The 13,651-nt window shown below is 67.7% G+C and carries 17 protein-coding genes and 3 pseudogenes; 12 read left to right on the top strand and 8 right to left on the bottom strand.

The window, feature by feature from the left end; genetic code table 11:
• Positions 1-156 precede the first annotated feature (156 nt).
• The 5 genes from QWM81_RS21620 (at position 157) to QWM81_RS21600 (ending at position 2,782) form a co-directional block, all read left to right on the top strand.
• Positions 157-1,248: a YihY/virulence factor BrkB family protein gene (locus QWM81_RS21620; protein WP_435372412.1), complete on the top strand. Its 1,092-nt coding sequence runs from the start codon at positions 157-159 to the stop codon at positions 1,246-1,248.
• Between the two features lie 84 nt (positions 1,249-1,332).
• A complete protein-coding gene (locus tag QWM81_RS21615) occupies positions 1,333-1,689 on the top strand; it encodes a phage holin family protein (RefSeq protein ID WP_435372411.1) in 357 nt (118 codons plus the stop codon).
• Positions 1,686-2,144: a DUF3618 domain-containing protein gene (locus QWM81_RS21610; protein WP_290113866.1), complete on the top strand. Its 459-nt coding sequence runs from the start codon at positions 1,686-1,688 to the stop codon at positions 2,142-2,144. Before QWM81_RS21615 ends, QWM81_RS21610 begins: the two co-directional genes overlap by 4 nt.
• Positions 2,141-2,407, top strand: a complete 267-nt coding sequence (locus QWM81_RS21605) for a DUF4235 domain-containing protein (protein ID WP_290113864.1) — start codon at positions 2,141-2,143, stop codon at positions 2,405-2,407. The genes QWM81_RS21610 and QWM81_RS21605 overlap by 4 nt, the downstream gene beginning before the upstream one ends.
• Positions 2,408-2,638: 231 nt before the next feature.
• Positions 2,639-2,782, top strand: coding sequence for a hypothetical protein (locus QWM81_RS21600; protein WP_290113863.1), 144 nt, complete (start codon positions 2,639-2,641; stop codon positions 2,780-2,782).
• Between the two features lie 109 nt (positions 2,783-2,891).
• Here the strand turns inward: QWM81_RS21600 and QWM81_RS21595 are convergent.
• Together QWM81_RS21595 and QWM81_RS21590 are read right to left on the bottom strand one after the other, a co-directional pair.
• Positions 2,892-3,876 (bottom strand): annotated as a pseudogene (locus tag QWM81_RS21595) (IS5 family transposase).
• A gap of 177 nt (positions 3,877-4,053) precedes the next feature.
• On the bottom strand, positions 4,054-4,527 hold the full coding sequence (locus tag QWM81_RS21590; RefSeq protein ID WP_290113862.1) for a hypothetical protein: 474 nt from the start codon (positions 4,525-4,527) through the stop codon (positions 4,054-4,056).
• Positions 4,528-4,629: 102 nt separating this feature from the next.
• Here QWM81_RS21590 and QWM81_RS21585 point away from each other — a divergent pair.
• The 3 genes and pseudogenes from QWM81_RS21585 to QWM81_RS21575 all read left to right on the top strand — a co-directional run.
• Positions 4,630-4,770, top strand: a pseudogene (locus tag QWM81_RS21585) (IS5/IS1182 family transposase); the annotation flags it as partial.
• Entirely contained in the window at positions 4,721-5,215 is a 495-nt protein-coding gene (locus tag QWM81_RS21580; RefSeq protein WP_435372414.1) for a PRC-barrel domain-containing protein, read from the top strand. The pseudogene QWM81_RS21585 and the gene QWM81_RS21580, both read left to right, overlap by 50 nt.
• Before the next feature lie 38 nt (positions 5,216-5,253).
• On the top strand, positions 5,254-5,514 hold the full coding sequence (locus QWM81_RS21575) for a GlsB/YeaQ/YmgE family stress response membrane protein (RefSeq protein WP_290113861.1): 261 nt from the start codon (positions 5,254-5,256) through the stop codon (positions 5,512-5,514).
• A gap of 1,314 nt (positions 5,515-6,828) precedes the next feature.
• Here QWM81_RS21575 and QWM81_RS21570 read toward each other — a convergent pair.
• From QWM81_RS21570 to QWM81_RS21565, 3 genes are all read right to left on the bottom strand, one after another.
• Positions 6,829-7,065, bottom strand: coding sequence for a helix-turn-helix domain-containing protein (locus tag QWM81_RS21570; RefSeq protein ID WP_290113859.1), 237 nt, complete (start codon positions 7,063-7,065; stop codon positions 6,829-6,831).
• Between the two features lie 296 nt (positions 7,066-7,361).
• Positions 7,362-7,766, bottom strand: a complete 405-nt coding sequence (locus QWM81_RS29175; protein WP_353938331.1) for an ATP-binding protein — start codon at positions 7,764-7,766, stop codon at positions 7,362-7,364.
• Positions 7,767-7,969: 203 nt separating this feature from the next.
• A complete protein-coding gene (locus tag QWM81_RS21565; protein ID WP_290113857.1) occupies positions 7,970-8,182 on the bottom strand; it encodes a hypothetical protein in 213 nt (70 codons plus the stop codon).
• Positions 8,183-8,280: 98 nt separating this feature from the next.
• Here QWM81_RS21565 and QWM81_RS21560 point away from each other — a divergent pair, with 98 nt between their 5' ends.
• Positions 8,281-9,078 (top strand): SigB/SigF/SigG family RNA polymerase sigma factor, encoded by a 798-nt coding sequence (locus QWM81_RS21560; protein ID WP_290113854.1) that lies wholly within the window; start codon positions 8,281-8,283, stop codon positions 9,076-9,078.
• Between the two features lie 30 nt (positions 9,079-9,108).
• Here the strand turns inward: QWM81_RS21560 and QWM81_RS29170 are convergent, their stop codons facing one another.
• Entirely contained in the window at positions 9,109-9,492 is a 384-nt protein-coding gene (locus QWM81_RS29170) for a DUF3662 domain-containing protein (RefSeq protein WP_435372413.1), read from the bottom strand.
• Positions 9,493-9,683: 191 nt separating this feature from the next.
• Between QWM81_RS29170 and QWM81_RS21555 the strand changes: the two genes are divergently transcribed.
• The gene (locus QWM81_RS21555) at positions 9,684-10,109 is read left to right on the top strand and encodes a DUF6003 family protein (RefSeq protein ID WP_290113852.1); all 426 of its coding nucleotides are present in this window, start codon (positions 9,684-9,686) and stop codon (positions 10,107-10,109) included.
• 340 nt (positions 10,110-10,449) lie between these two features.
• Here QWM81_RS21555 and QWM81_RS21550 read toward each other — a convergent pair.
• Together QWM81_RS21550 and QWM81_RS21545 are read right to left on the bottom strand one after the other, a co-directional pair.
• Positions 10,450-10,605 (bottom strand): annotated as a pseudogene (locus QWM81_RS21550) (hypothetical protein); the annotation flags it as partial.
• A gap of 72 nt (positions 10,606-10,677) precedes the next feature.
• Complete coding sequence (locus QWM81_RS21545) at positions 10,678-10,893, bottom strand: cold-shock protein (protein ID WP_290113850.1); 216 nt, start codon at positions 10,891-10,893, stop codon at positions 10,678-10,680.
• 777 nt (positions 10,894-11,670) lie between these two features.
• Here QWM81_RS21545 and QWM81_RS21540 point away from each other — a divergent pair.
• Both QWM81_RS21540 and QWM81_RS21535 read left to right on the top strand, forming a co-directional pair.
• Positions 11,671-11,781, top strand: a complete 111-nt coding sequence (locus tag QWM81_RS21540; protein WP_290113848.1) for a keywimysin-related RiPP — start codon at positions 11,671-11,673, stop codon at positions 11,779-11,781.
• Between the two features lie 26 nt (positions 11,782-11,807).
• On the top strand, positions 11,808-13,646 hold the full coding sequence (locus QWM81_RS21535; protein ID WP_290113847.1) for a lasso peptide isopeptide bond-forming cyclase: 1,839 nt from the start codon (positions 11,808-11,810) through the stop codon (positions 13,644-13,646).
• Positions 13,647-13,651: the final 5 nt, after the last annotated feature.

Here is a 13,651-nt window from a genome sequence, read left to right as displayed (position 1 = left end):
GCGTGAGCAGGTCGGCCGCCCCGGGCAACCCAATACCTGACGATCTGGTGCTCGCCGCACCCCTTGGCCCACCGGTTACTCCCGTGCCTTCCGGGCGAAACGTCCGCAAGCAAAGGGAAGCTGTTTCGTGCCGCCGGGGGCGGTTACGCCTTTGGCATGGCACGGACACCGGAACCACATCAGCGTCAAGACGAACCCGGCCGCTACGAAGGCGGCGACCGCTATGAAGGCCATAAGGACGGCGATCATGAACTCCGGCGGGAGTCCGGCGGAGTCGGGCCCGATCCGGAAGTGGAGCGCAAGGCGCCCGATGAGCCGACTGCCATGCCTAAGAGGTCGTGGTGGGCGGTGCTGAAGCGCACGGTGAAGGAGTTCAAGGATGACGAGCTCGCCGACCGGGCTGCGGCCCTGACCTACTACGGCGTCCTCTCCCTGTTCCCCGCTCTGCTGGTGCTGGTGTCCCTGCTCGGTATCGCGGGCAAGTCCGCCACCCAGCAAGTGATGGACAACCTGCAAAAGCTCGCCCCCGGCCCGGCCCGGGACATCATCTCCAACGCCGTACAGCAACTGCAGGGCAACGGCGGCACCGGATCGCTCATGGCCATCGTGGGTCTGGTGCTGGCCCTGTGGTCGGCCTCCGGCTACATCGCGGCGTTCATCCGTACCTCCAACGCCGTTTACGACATGCCCGAAGGCCGCCCCGTATGGAAGGTGCTGCCGTTGCGCCTGGTGCTGACGGTGGTCCTGATGGTGCTGGCGGTCGTGAGCGCGCTGATCGTGGTGTTCACCGGTCCCCTCGCCCAGCGGGCAGGCTCCGCCCTTGGTGCCGGGGACACCGCCATGACGGTGTGGTCGATCGCGAAGTGGCCGGTCCTCGTTCTGCTGGTCACGATCATGATCGCGATCCTGTACTGGGCCGCGCCCAACGCCAGGGGCCGCGGTTTCAAGTGGGTGACCCCGGGCAGCTTCCTCGCGCTGCTGCTGTGGATGATCGCCTCGGCCGGCTTCGCCCTGTACGTGGCGAACTTCGCCTCCTACAACAAGACCTACGGGACCTTGGCCGGCGTCATCGTCTTCCTGGTCTGGCTGTGGATCACCAACCTCGCGGTCCTCCTCGGGCTGGAATTCGATGCGGAGATGGCCCGCCAGCGCGCCATCGACGGCGGCCACCCGGAGGCCGAGGAGCCGTACGTCGAACCGCGCGACACGGCCAAGTGGACCGAGGAAGACCGCCGCCGCCTCGACTGAACCGACCCTCACCCCTCGCTGTCACCGGTTCGCGACGCGCCGCCAGTCGGTTCGCCACGTCTCAGCGGCAGGGACAGAGCGTCTGTGTGTGACAGGCGCAGTGGTGGGAACCTGCCGCACATGACAGGCTTGGCTGCTCTCAAAGAAGAAGACCGTCGCCTCAAGCGATTCGGTATCGGCGGCGGCCTGTTCGGCGGCGCGGGCACGGTGGCGTTCCTCGCGCTGCAGGCCCTGGTGGCCACGGGGATTGCCGCGCTGGCCCTGGTGCTACCGGTGTGGGCGTCGGCGCTGATCATCTTCGGCGTGCTACTGGTGATCGCCGGGGCCTTGGCCCTGATGGGTAAGAAGCAGGTCGCCCAGGCCACACCGCCCACACCCGAGCGGGCGATCGACAGCGTCAAGGCCGACGTGGCCGAGATCAAGGAGAAAGCGCACCGATGAGCAACAAGTCACCGTCCCCTGACCAGACCCCTACGCCTGAGGAACTGCGCGAGAAGACCGAGGCCACGCGCGAGCAACTTGGGCAGACGGTGGAGGCTCTGGCCGGCAAGGCGGATGTGAAAGCCCAGGTTCAGGAGAAGACGACCGAGGTAAAGGTGCAGGTGCAGCAGAAGGCAGTGCAGGTCAAGGACAAGGCGGCCCAGGCCGCGAAGGTGGCGCAGGACAAGCTCCCCGACCCGGTTGCGGCGAAGGCCGCCCAGGCCAAGGAACAGGTCACCCAGGCCGCAGCCACGGTGGCGAGCAAGTTCCAGGAAAAGACTCCCGAAGCGGTCACCGAGAAGGCGAGTCAGGTCACGCAGGCCGCGCGTCAGCGCCGCGGGCCGTTGATGGCGGTGGCCACCGCCCTCGTGGTGCTGCTGCTGGTCAAGAAGCGCCGCAACAGGGGGCGCCGGTGAAAGCGTCCAAGATCGCGTACAAGCCCGTAGGTCTGACCCTCGGCGCAGCCAGCGGCATGATCGCCGGAGCGGCGTTCAAGCAAGCGTGGAAGATGCTCGGGCGCGACGATGTCGCTCCCGATGCCACCGATCAGGACCGCACCTGGCAGGAAGCCCTCCTTGCCGCGGCCGTCCAGGGAGCGATCTTCGCCGCCGTCAAAGCCGCCGTCGACCGGGCCGGCGCCGCAACCATGCACCGCCTGACCGGCACCTGGCCCGGCTGACACACACCGTGCGACCCGAGGAAGGGACAGTGGCCGCACACCGTGGACCGCACGCCCTCACTGCGGTGGTTCTGACCGCCATGGTTCTGGCCGCACGATGGTGGTCAGTGTCCCGCCACCGCCGGCGGTACGGGCAGGCCGGCGCCGCCGCGGCCCCCTGGGGGCGCACCCCCCCTCCACGTTCCCTCACCCTATCCGGGGAGCGACAGGCTGGCAGAGCTTCGCGCCTCCATGCCTGACCGCATCGCCGACCAAGCTCTGCGCGAGACCGACGGACACCTCGACCGGTACTGGCGACAACTCCAGCCGCTCTACGTCCGGCACGAGAACGAGCCAGGAGCCAGGAGCCAGTCAGGGCTGAAGCCCACCCGCTGACCCTATGTCGCCGGGCGACCGCTCCAGCGCCTCCCGCGGGCAAGCAGGAGGGTCAGATGATCGCCCGGGAGCAGATCCCGACCGTGCTAGGGCCTGTCTGAAGTCGTGATCAGTGGAGGCTGCGTATCCAGAGCACGGCTCCGCGTAGATGGAGGCCAGCGAGGTAGCTCTGGGGCGTCTTGTCGTAGCGGGTCGCGATGCCGCGCCACGCCTTCAGCTTGTTGATCAGGCGTTCGACGGTGTTGCGGTCCTTGTAGAGGTCGGCGTCGTGGGAGACGGGGCGTCCGCCCCGGTGGCCCTTCTTCTTCCGGTTTGCGGCCTGGTTGGCCTTCCGGAATCACGGCCTTGATGTTCCGGTTCCGCAGGTGGGCGCGGTTGGCGCGGGAGGAGTACGCCTTGTCGCCGACGACCGTGCTGGGCCGGGTGCGCGGGCGGCCGACCGGCCCCCGGACCTTGATCTGGTCCAGGACCGGGATGAAGCGGGGGCTGTCGGCGGCCTGGCCCTCGGTCAGGACGAAGGAGAGCGGGCGGCAGCGCAGGTCGGAAGCGAGATGGACCTTGCTGGTCAGACCGCCACGTGAACGGCCCAGCCGGGCCGCCTTCAGCCGGGCCCGGCGTCGTCGCCGGATGCGCCGCCGTTCCTCCCGGTCCGGGCCGACCGGGCCCTGTTCACCTTCGACCTGCGGCTTTCGTTCCTTTCCGCGGCCCCTTTGACTCCTCGGCGGCCCTCTGAAGGGACGACAGGACCTCCTCGTCAACCCGCATTCCCGCGGCGTCGTGATGAGCACGGGCGACCGTGGAGTCCACGCTGACCAAGGCCAGGTCCGTCTGCCCGCCCCGGGCCGCCTCGGCGATCATCCCGTCCATCAGTGCCTGGAAGACGCCTGCGTCACGCCACCGCACGAATCGGCCGTAGACGGTCTGCCAGATCCCAAACTCCGGCCCCTCTCCCGCCACTGGGCACCCGAGCGAAACTTCCAGATCACACCCTCGAACTGCTCTCGCAGATGCTCCGGATACGGGCCGGACCTGCCTATCGGCAGGAACGGCCCGATCAACTCCCACTCAGCGTCCGTGAGTTCCCTACGCGCCATCACAAACATCTACCAGCCACCGAACGATCACCGGAAGAGGCATCCCACCCACTGATCACGACTTCAGACAGGCCCTAAGCCCAAGCGGCCTCGGCCTCACCGGGCCGAGGCCGCCTCAGGCACCACCACGGGGCGTCGCGCCCTGGAACCGAAGGTTCTTACACAGCTCTAAGCCGACTAAACCCAGTCGCCGTCCGGGGGCGGCGGGGTGCACGGCCCCAAATCTGCATCGGTGCAGAAGTTCAGGTCCATGGAGATGAAGGCGCCGTGGCTGGGCGGGGCGAAGCCCGCATGCTGGTTGTGGTATTCGGTGGTTCCTCCCACGACATACTCCTCGTATCCGAGGGAGTCACGAACCGTGCCCATGGAGCGCGTGGATGTGTTGTTGACGGCGGAAGCGGCCACCTGAGCGCCGTGCGGGCGCAGGTCCAGGTCCTTCACCGCTTCCGTGACAAGCCACATCCGGCCCGGCTTCTCCTGATTGAACATGCGGTATTCGTAGAGGCAGAAAGCTTCCTGAGGGCAGGCGTCCTTGCCCTGGCCCGTAATCTGACGCACGTCAACGGACTCGGCCGATGCCGTGCCGGAGGGCAGGAACAATACGACGCTTGAGGTGACTGCGGCTGCAAGAGCCGTCATCTTCCTGATCATGAAGCGCCTAACGATGCGGCGCCGCCCAGGTCACACGTCTCGACACCCCTGCGACCCTCATGAAGGCCACATGAGCGGCCTCGCGCCCTACGAGCTAGGGTCGACCGCAACACCGTCGAACGCCTGATCAACAAGCTGAAGGCGTGGCGCGGCATCGCGACCCGCTACGACAAGACGCCCCAGAGCTACCTCGCTGGCCTCCATCTACGCGGAGCCGTGCTCTGGATACGCAGCCTCCACTGATCACGACTTCAGACAGGCCCTAGACCATCCGGTCTACGACGCCGAGGGCACCAAGATCGGCGAGGCCAAGCACGTCTTCCTTGACGACGTCACCGGCCGCCCGGAATGGGTCAGTGTCAAGACCGGCATGTTCGGCACCAGCGAGTCGTTCGTGCCGATCAAGGACGCCACCGTGGTCGAGGACCACCTTGAGGTCCCCTATGCCAAGGACAAGGTCAAGGACGCCCCGAACGTCGGTGTCGATTCCGGTGGACACCTGTCCGAGGACGAGGAGTACCGCCTGTACGAGCACTACGGCAGCCCGGCGACGTCGGCTGGGCCGCACTCCCACTACCGGCGGGATGCCGTTGGACGGTGCGCGTGGTGCCGGTGGCGACTCACCACTGGACGGGTGTGGTGGCCATGGACTGCGTACAACGCGGCTTGTCGGGCACGCGGGCTGTAGGTTCCCGAAAGACGGGGCAGTAGACAGGAGAAGTCGTCGTGTCGTTCCTATGGGCCATCATCGCGGGACTCATCATCGGCCTGTTGGCCAAACTCGTCCTGCCCGGTCGTCAGCCCATTCCCCTGTGGCTGACGGTTCTCCTCGGTATTGCTGGCGCCCTTGCCGGCAACGCGCTCGCCAGCGCCTTCGGCGTACGCGACACCGGCGGCATCGACTGGATCCGGCACATTCTCCAGATCGGTGTCGCTGCCGTCCTCATCGCCGTCGTCACCCCCCTGTGGGCCCGACGACACGCTTGAGCCACCCGGCCCCGCCCGCCCTGTCGGCCCTACGACTCGGTCGGCAGGGCGTCTTCATGCGCAAAACGCCACACGGATCGACTGATCGGCCGTCAACGATCGGCTCATCCCCCTCAGCACGGCCAAGCGAGCGCGAGGACGGATCACAGCCCGCAGCGGTTCGAGCCGAAGGCGGGGGGGTACGAGCTGCAGCGTACGACTCACCTCGCATCTGTTAACGGCACACCCGGACCAACAATCGACCTCACGTACCCCGTGAACGTAGTCGCGAGGACAGTGCGCTGGGTGGAATCCTCCATCTGCACGATGGCGTCGTGATTCCCGGTGATGGCGCCGAGGTAGCCGTGTCCTTCCGGCTTTGGTGGGCGTTGAGGAGGGCGACATGTGCACGTGGTTATGGACTGGCCAGTGCGGTCGGCGGCTCCGCCTCCCCGCCCGGCGGCAGGGTCGCACCCCTTCTACCGATCCCTCGCGGCGGTGAGGAAGGTCGTGACCCGCCCCGGGTTCATCGCCTTTGTCAGCGGCCCATCGGGGCCAGGGGTAGCGGCGGGCACGGATGACTCATTCCTCGTCGTGCCGGCCAGGCACGAGGCGACCGGCGCTCTCCCACCCTCCCGCGAGATCAGCGAGGATAGGTTCGAGCTGAGGGCGGGAAACCGCTGTGCTGCCGTCTCCCTGGACACCGATGGCGGGGACCGGCGGCATCGCCGTGGTGGCGGCAACGCCGCTTAACGCTGATCGGCTCAGCGGGGTTCACGCCCGGGAGCGGGCGTGGCGTAGGGGGTTGCACGCCCTGTGGCGCGAGGCGGATGGCGAGCTGGGCGGCACCACGGGCGATGATGTGTTCGCGTGTCGCGTCGTCGAGGCTGTCGTCGCAAAGCGCTGCCAGGACCTGCCGCCACAAGGTCACCGGTTGCTTCCGTCCGTCGGAGCTGGCAGGCAGTCCCCCCGCGGGGCGGCCCCGGTGGCGTCCTCGGCGTCGCAGGGTTCGGGCAAGCGGCCGACAGGCTGGTCTGGGGTGGCATCCAGGACGCCAGGGCCCTTGGTGCGGTGCGGGTGCAGCGGAATCAGGGCAATCAGCCTAAGCAACTCAACGGTGGACGCGGCGTCATACCGGGCTAACGCGCCGAAGTCGATTCAGCCCCGGTGGCTTTGGGGTCGCCGACGTACGGACGTGTCAGCCGGCGCGAAGGCGGCGGTGCCGGGCGCGACGGGCATTGAACAGATGTTCCTCGTAGTGGTCCAGCGCCAGCATCAGTCCTAAAAAGACGACGGGCAACAAGACCGCGATCACCGCCGCGATGGGTGCCGGTGTCAGGCCATCGTCCCGGCCGGAGTGCGGGCGGCGTCAAGGACATCGGCCAGCGGCAGCCGCAAAGCTGCGGCGAGTTCCGCCAGTTCCTTCTCGGTGGGAAGAATAGGTCCCTGGGCGCCGTCTTGCGCAAAGACCCTGATACGCGGGGTGCGAATGCCGGTCCGCTCCGCGAGAGCCTGAGGGGTCATGTGACGACGGCGCATGGTTACCTGCAGAAGTTCTCCAAGGTCGGCCATAAAGCTCGCCTGCCCCGACCGACCGCCGTCATACGTCGGGTAACTCGTTGGGAGGAACATGGTCGGCAACGGCGGCGGACTGGGCGCACAGCGCCGCAAGCGCCTCAGCAGGAGCCCGCAGCAGTTCGCCCGCCCCAGGTCCCCGTCACACTCGACCCCAAACTCTGGGAAAGGCACCGGCGCATCATTCGCCATCGTCTTTCGGAAACACGAGCCTGCGCCTACTCACGCAGATGGCCTGTGCATGCCACCATCCGCAGTCCGAACGTGAACCTCTTGTCGCCCGTGGCCCGAGATCACCAGGGAAGGCGGGCGAGCACCGTCTTCCCGCCGCCGGGCCCGGGCGTGACGCGTACCTCGTTGGCCACCCTGGCGATCAGTGTCCAGCCCCACCCACCCCCGCGCCCCGGTAATGTCCGGGGCGCGGGGTCGCGGGGGGCTGGCGCTGGTGTCGCTGACTTCACCAGCACGCTCTCGTCGTACAGGTTGAGGCGCAGAGTGCATGGCCCTGGGGCGTGTCGAACGGCGTTGGTGACCAGTTCGCTGGTCACCAACAGTACTGCGTCGGTCACCGCGGGGCTGACCGGGCCTCCGCACGCGCGTTCGGCTTCGGTCAGGAAGTCGGTGGCGATTCGGCGGGCCCGGGCGGGAGCGTCCAAGGCTTCATCCAAGTCGATGCAGCGCTGCACGCGAACGGTCATCAACGTCATCCCCCCGAGGCAGGCGGCCGGTGGTTGGTGGTGCTGCTGGTACGCCTTCCCCGCAAAGGTCCCGATATCAGAGGTCGAGCCGGATCAGGGGTGGATAGAGGGCGAGTGCGGCCCGTTTGGCCGTCGCCGGGGCTCGTCGGCGGGACCAGCTGTCAGCTTGAGTGCGGCCGGGTGAAACCGCCGGGTGCGGCAGGCTAGGCGGGTTCGGCTTCACTGTTGTTGGCGGGTTCGGCAAGCAGGAGCCGTGCCTGTTCCACGGCAGGGGCGATGTTGAAGTTCATCTCTGCGCCGACCATGCTCAGCAGGGACTGCAGCCGTCCTGAAATCGCGGCCAGCGCCAGGGCGGCCCCGGCGTCCTGAGTGGCCTGCCGGACTGTCAGCAATGCGTTCGATCCGCGGAAACGCAAAGCGCTACATCCGCGCAGTCCAGCACACTCGCGGGTACCCGGCGTCGATCAGCTCCTCGGCCGTCTCGGCCAGCAGCTCCTCGCTGCCCATGTCCGACATGCCACTGGTGGGGGATCCGGGAGGGCTCACCCCGAAGGACGCTCGTGCGCTGTCGAAGCACTTCTTCGATCAGCTCACGGTGCTGGAAGAGGGCACGCCCGAGTATCAGTACGCGCGCAACACGCTGATCGAGATGAACATGTCCCTGGTCCGCTACGCGGCCAGACGGTTCCGCCATCGCTGCGACGACATGGAGGACGTCGTCCAGGTGGGCATGATCGGACTGATCAAGGCCATCGACCGGTTCGAGCTGTCCCGCGACGTCCAGTTCGTCACGTTCGCCGTGCCGTACATCATCGGTGAGATCAAGCGGTTCCTCCGTGACACCTCATGGGCCGTACACGTGCCCCGTCGCCTGCAAGAGGCACGCCTCGAACTGGCCAAGGCCACGGACGAACTAAGCACGCGACTCGGCCGTGCGCCGACGGTCAGCGAGCTGGCCGCGCTGATGAACCTCACCGAGGACGAGGTCATCGGAGCCCGTCTGGCCGCGAACGGGTACAACTCCACGTCCCTCGACGTCGCCATCAATGGCGACCACGAAGACGGTGAAGCTGCGCTGGCCAACTTCATCGGAGCCGAGGACCCGGCTATGGAGCTCGTGGAGGACTTGCACAGCCTCGCCCCGCTCGTGCCCGACTCAGCCACCGCGACAAGAAGATCCTGCACCTGCGATTCGTCGAGGAACTCTCAGTCGCAGATCGGCGAACGCCTCGGCATCTCCCAGATGCACGTCTCGCGCCTGCTCTCCCAGACCCTGGCACGACTGCGCAAGGGCATGCTCACCCCCCACTGACCGCGCCACGCTTCGCGTCAGGAGCCCTGCTCACCACCGCGTCGCAGGAGCGCGGGGGTACGACCGCCTCTCCGCTGGAGCGATCCTGCTCCGGATGCGGAACCGAGCACTCGTAGCGTCTTCGGCTGGACAAAGGTCGACGGCGACTGGGCCGACGAAGGTGTATCCATGTTCGGCGGCGTGACGGCGTACCTGGTTCGCGAGGATCGACTCCACCGGTGCAACATGGGACGAGAGCTGCCGGTGGGTCTCCGGACGCAGCTCAATGACGAACGCGTTGGGTGCCACGACTCGCTGCCGGCCAAGGATCAGGGCGTTGTCGTCACACTGCCGCAGGAGCATGGCGAGCACCTCTCGCTGCTGCTGTGCAGCGGGAGCCAGGCAGCTCCACAGGACTGTTGTCCATCGCTCCATCACGTGTTCGGCGGTTCTGAGGAATCCCATTGTGCGCCTGGCCGACAGCCTGGCAGACAGGCTCGCCCACGAGGGTGTACTTGGCCCCGATACGGAGGTGGTGCTCGCGATGACGGTCGAGGCCGTCTGGCCGTAGAGGGGCGCTAGCATCAGTGCGCCGCTGATGTCCGATCGAGAAGGCGATGCCCGCGATGGCCGATGACGCTCACCTCTTCTTGCTTCCTGACCGGCATCCGCTGCTGGGGGCCGCCCTGGCCGCTGTCGGCCCGCTGGAGTGCGCGGAAACACCAGCCGTACGCGGGTGGCTGCAGGCCCACGCCGTCTCGGCCGCTTCTGAGCAGGTCCGGATTCTTCCCTCCGGGTCGGAGGTGCTCATCCCTGAGGATGCCGAGCGCCTGCCTGTGCCCCTGAGCGAAGAAGAAGCACTGCGGGTCCAGCAGGAGTGCGCACCCCAGTCCGTCACGGACTTGGAGGCCGAGCTCCTGGAGTTCCGCGAGACGACGCAGGACTGGGAAGCCCTCGTCCACCGCGCGCTGACCGCGGGCATCCCGGCACCCCGGATCGCCCAGCTGACCGGCTTGCCCCCGCAAGAGATCGGGCGTCTGACGCAGGCATGACGTCTTCGGTGCCCCCTGGCGCCACGGTTCCTGTCTGCACACCCTCCGTTGCCCGCAGACGGAGTGCCGCACACGGTCGGGGAGGTTCACGCCGGATCCATACGGCCGAACAGTCCGGCATGCCCCGGCGGCAGCTGCGTCGGAATACGGCGCCAGCAGGGCGTCGTCGGCCACCTGCGCAAGGGTGGCAAGCACCGCGGTAACAGCACGGCGAGCCGCCGCCGCGTCTATCTCCTCGCGTGCCGCCACAGCGTCGACGAAGCCCCAAGGCGTCAAGTGAACCGCTGGCCGGCGTTCCGTCGATGAGCAACGGAGCGCACTGCCGCGGCAGCAGGCGTGCAAGATCCGTACGGTCATCTCCCAAGAGGTGCGCTCCCAGGACATCGAGCACGCTGTGCACCGCTCGAACCGCCTCTTGCCGGGCGGCGTAGCCTCCGCGCTCTTGGACCCTCCTTCTGCCGGTCCGCTCACGTGGAGTTCGGGCCGGCCCCGTCATGTGCGGTGGTCCGCGCTGGGGAGAGCAGCGAGGACCACGAGTGTCGATACAGCTCCCTGGGCGAACTGCTCATCAAAGCCCCTGCAGGTCAGGCTTTGGATCGACGTTGTTGGCCCAAAGGCCGTTCTCGTCCAGACAGAGATCGAACTCGACCCTTGGGCCCTCCCTCAGGGCCCATTCGCAGTCCACTGCGTTGCGCTCGACGGTGACTGGGGGGCCACCGCTATCAGGTTGGATCGCACCGATGCCTTTTTGCGGATCGAACCACCGCACCTGGCCATGGGGCATGTGTCACCTGCGCTGATACGCGGGGCGAGCGGTGGGGACGTCCGGATACAAAACAGGGTCATCTTGTCGGCCTCCTGCAGTTCCGAAGAACCGGCCCGTCATGTGCGCGATGACCACCTGCCCATCGCCAGCACGTGGGACGGGTGCCGAAGCGTGGCGATTCTACGACCACCAGGCACTATGAAGATACGGTGAACGTTCATTCTGTGGGCGCGACTTCGCTCATGAGGTCAATCCGCAACGCAAGTGGTCGCGAGTGGCTCAAGCGCCTCCTCGGCCGCTGAACCGTCAGCTCGGTACGGCGGCAGCCCAGAACGGGTCACGGGGAGTTGATCACTGATGCGCGAGGGCTACCGCACCAGGGAAGCATCCCAGCCATTCAGGCAGGAGGGTAGCGCGACCGCGAGAGCCGAGCGCGCCCCGGCGGCTCCGTGCGACTGGTGACGCCCCCCTCTCCGCGACCGGACCAGCGGAGGGCTGTCGATGCGCAGGTCGGAACGTTTTCTCGAACATACGCGCACGCCTGTCTTATGTTGTGCAGTTTTTGACTAATCCGGAAAGTGTGAGCGCGAGCGGCCGACCCTATGTGAACTTTGCATATTGTCTTATTTATTGCTCGCACCCTTGTCATGCCATCTGGTTATGCACATAGCTAGGTGCCGCGTCCGCTCTTCCGCCCGGGTTCCAGATGAGCCCTAGGCAGGCCGACAGCGCATCGGGCCCCCGTGCGCCGTCGGCCAGGGAAGTGGTCGTGAATCCTGTACGTGAGGAGATGTCATGAAGAAGGCTTACGAAGCGCCGGCGCTGGTCCGGCTCGGGACGTTCCGCAAGAAGACCGGGCTCCTGCAGACCTCCGGCAACGACCGGCTCCTCCTGAGCAAGAACTGACGACCGACGGTTCCTGACCTGACGTCATGACTGAACTGCACGCAAGTGCGGGGACGGGCCCCGGCGACGCGCACTTCGCGGTATTCACCGACCGCGAGGACGCGGCCGCCGTGGCCCGCTCCTTCGCCCGCCCCGGAGCACGAACCCTCACCCATGCCTCAGGTCGGCCCTGGTTGGTTGGGCAGTGGAACGACCAGGAGATCATCATCGCGCGGGCCGGCCGTGCGGCCCTGGCTGTCGTCGGCTGCTGCCCGATCGACGCCACCGAACTGCAGCGGCGCGCAGCGCGGTTGCGCGATCTCGCCGAAATCGACGCACTGGCCCGGTCGCTGCCCGGGAGCTTCCACCTCGTCGCCGCGCTCGACGGCGGCCTCAGGGTGCAGGGCACCGCGTCCGGACTCCGGCTGGTCTTCCATACCATCGTGGACGGCGTGCGGGTGGCCGCCACCCGCGCCGACGTACTCGCCAACGCGGTCGGCTCCGAGCTGGATGAAGAGCAACTGGCGGTGCGGCTGCTGTGGCCGGTCCCCTATCCGCTTTTCGAGGCGTCCCTCTGGCGTGACGTCACGGCGGTGCCTCCGCACGACGCGCTGATCGTCGCGGCGGACGGGCGGACCGTACGCCACTCGCGGTGGTGGACACCGCCTGAGCCGGTCCGCACGCTTGCCGACGGTGTCCCGTTGGTCCGCGAGGCCCTCACCGAGGCGGTTAGCGCCCGCACCGGCGCGGGCGGCGTGGTCAGCTGCGACCTGTCCGGTGGCCTGGATTCCACGTCCATCTGCTTCCTGGCCGACCGCTCCACCGCGCACGTGGTGGCCAGTACGTGGCCGGGGCGGGATCCGGCGGACACCGATCTGTACTGGGCCGAGCAGGCGGCGAAGCATCTGCCGGACGTGGAGCATGTGGTGTGGGACGCGGATGCCTCGCCGCTGGTGTATGACGATCTCCTCTCCATCGACGACTTGCTGGACGAGCCCACGATCGGCGTCATGGACCGTTCGCGGGTGTTGCACCATCTGCCGGGCATGGCGGAGCGGGGCAGCCGGCTGCACCTGACCGGCATCGGCGGTGACCACGTGGCGTGGTGCTCCGAGGCGTACTACCACCGACTGGCGCGCACGCGTCCGCTGTTCGCGCTGCGGCAACTGCGCGGTTTCCGGGCCCTGTGGCAGTGGCCCCTGGGCGCCACGGTCCGCGCGCTGGCCGACTCACGGCCGTACGGTAAGTGGCTCGCCGACTCCAGCGGTCACCTGCGTGACCCGGTCCCCCCCACCGTCACCACCAGCCTCGGATGGGGCATGCCCCCACGCCTCTTCGACTGGGTCACCCCCGACGCAGAACGGATGGCGCAGCGGGCGCTGCGCGAGGCGGCCGCGACGGCCAGGCCGCTTCACCCGGACCGCGGCATGCACGCCGACCTGGAGGCGATCCGCTCCTGTACCCGCATCATCCGCCAGTGGGACCGCATGGCGGCGCGAGCCGGTGTACCGATGGCCTCGCCGTTCCTGGACGACCGCGTCATCGAGGCATGCCTCGCCGTCCGGCCGAGCGAGCGCGTGTCGCCCTGGCAGTACAAGCCACTTCTCACGGCGGCCATGCGGGGCATCGTGCCGGAGACGTGTCTGCAGCGCACCAACAAGGCCGCCGCTTCCATGGACGCCGCAGACGGACTGCGCCGGCACCGCGCCGACCTGCTGGCGCTGTGGAAAGAGTCCCGGCTGGAGCAGCTCGGCCTCGTTGACGGGAACGCGCTGCGCCGCCTGGCCCAGCGACCCTCCACCCCCGGGCTGCGCGACGCCATCCTCTACTCGACCATCGCCGCCGAAGTCTGGCTGCGCGGTCTTTCCTCCAGCCGCATTCCCTAGCCCGC

This window comes from Streptomyces ficellus, from assembly GCF_030406405.1.
GTDB lineage: Bacteria > Actinomycetota > Actinomycetes > Streptomycetales > Streptomycetaceae > Streptomyces > Streptomyces ficellus_B.
This window is presented reverse-complemented; position numbering and strand designations above follow the sequence as displayed.

What these genes read in the sequence shown, in the direction of transcription:
- QWM81_RS21620 (WP_435372412.1), top strand. Translation starts at nt 157, where the DNA reads ATGGCACGGACACCGGAACCACATCAGCGTCAAGACGAACCCGGCCGC.
- QWM81_RS21610 (WP_290113866.1), top strand. Translation starts at nt 1,686, where the DNA reads ATGAGCAACAAGTCACCGTCCCCTGACCAGACCCCTACGCCTGAGGAA.
- QWM81_RS21600 (WP_290113863.1), top strand. Translation starts at nt 2,639, where the DNA reads ATGCCTGACCGCATCGCCGACCAAGCTCTGCGCGAGACCGACGGACAC.
- QWM81_RS21590 (WP_290113862.1), bottom strand. Translation starts at nt 4,527, where the DNA reads ATGATCAGGAAGATGACGGCTCTTGCAGCCGCAGTCACCTCAAGCGTC.
- QWM81_RS21570 (WP_290113859.1), bottom strand. Translation starts at nt 7,065, where the DNA reads ATGGCCGACCTTGGAGAACTTCTGCAGGTAACCATGCGCCGTCGTCAC.
- QWM81_RS29175 (WP_353938331.1), bottom strand. Translation starts at nt 7,766, where the DNA reads ATGACCGTTCGCGTGCAGCGCTGCATCGACTTGGATGAAGCCTTGGAC.
- QWM81_RS21560 (WP_290113854.1), top strand. Translation starts at nt 8,281, where the DNA reads ATGCCACTGGTGGGGGATCCGGGAGGGCTCACCCCGAAGGACGCTCGT.
- QWM81_RS29170 (WP_435372413.1), bottom strand. Translation starts at nt 9,492, where the DNA reads ATGGAGCGATGGACAACAGTCCTGTGGAGCTGCCTGGCTCCCGCTGCA.
- QWM81_RS21555 (WP_290113852.1), top strand. Translation starts at nt 9,684, where the DNA reads ATGGCCGATGACGCTCACCTCTTCTTGCTTCCTGACCGGCATCCGCTG.
- QWM81_RS21545 (WP_290113850.1), bottom strand. Translation starts at nt 10,893, where the DNA reads ATGCCCCATGGCCAGGTGCGGTGGTTCGATCCGCAAAAAGGCATCGGT.
- QWM81_RS21540 (WP_290113848.1), top strand. Translation starts at nt 11,671, where the DNA reads ATGAAGAAGGCTTACGAAGCGCCGGCGCTGGTCCGGCTCGGGACGTTC.
- QWM81_RS21535 (WP_290113847.1), top strand. Translation starts at nt 11,808, where the DNA reads ATGACTGAACTGCACGCAAGTGCGGGGACGGGCCCCGGCGACGCGCAC.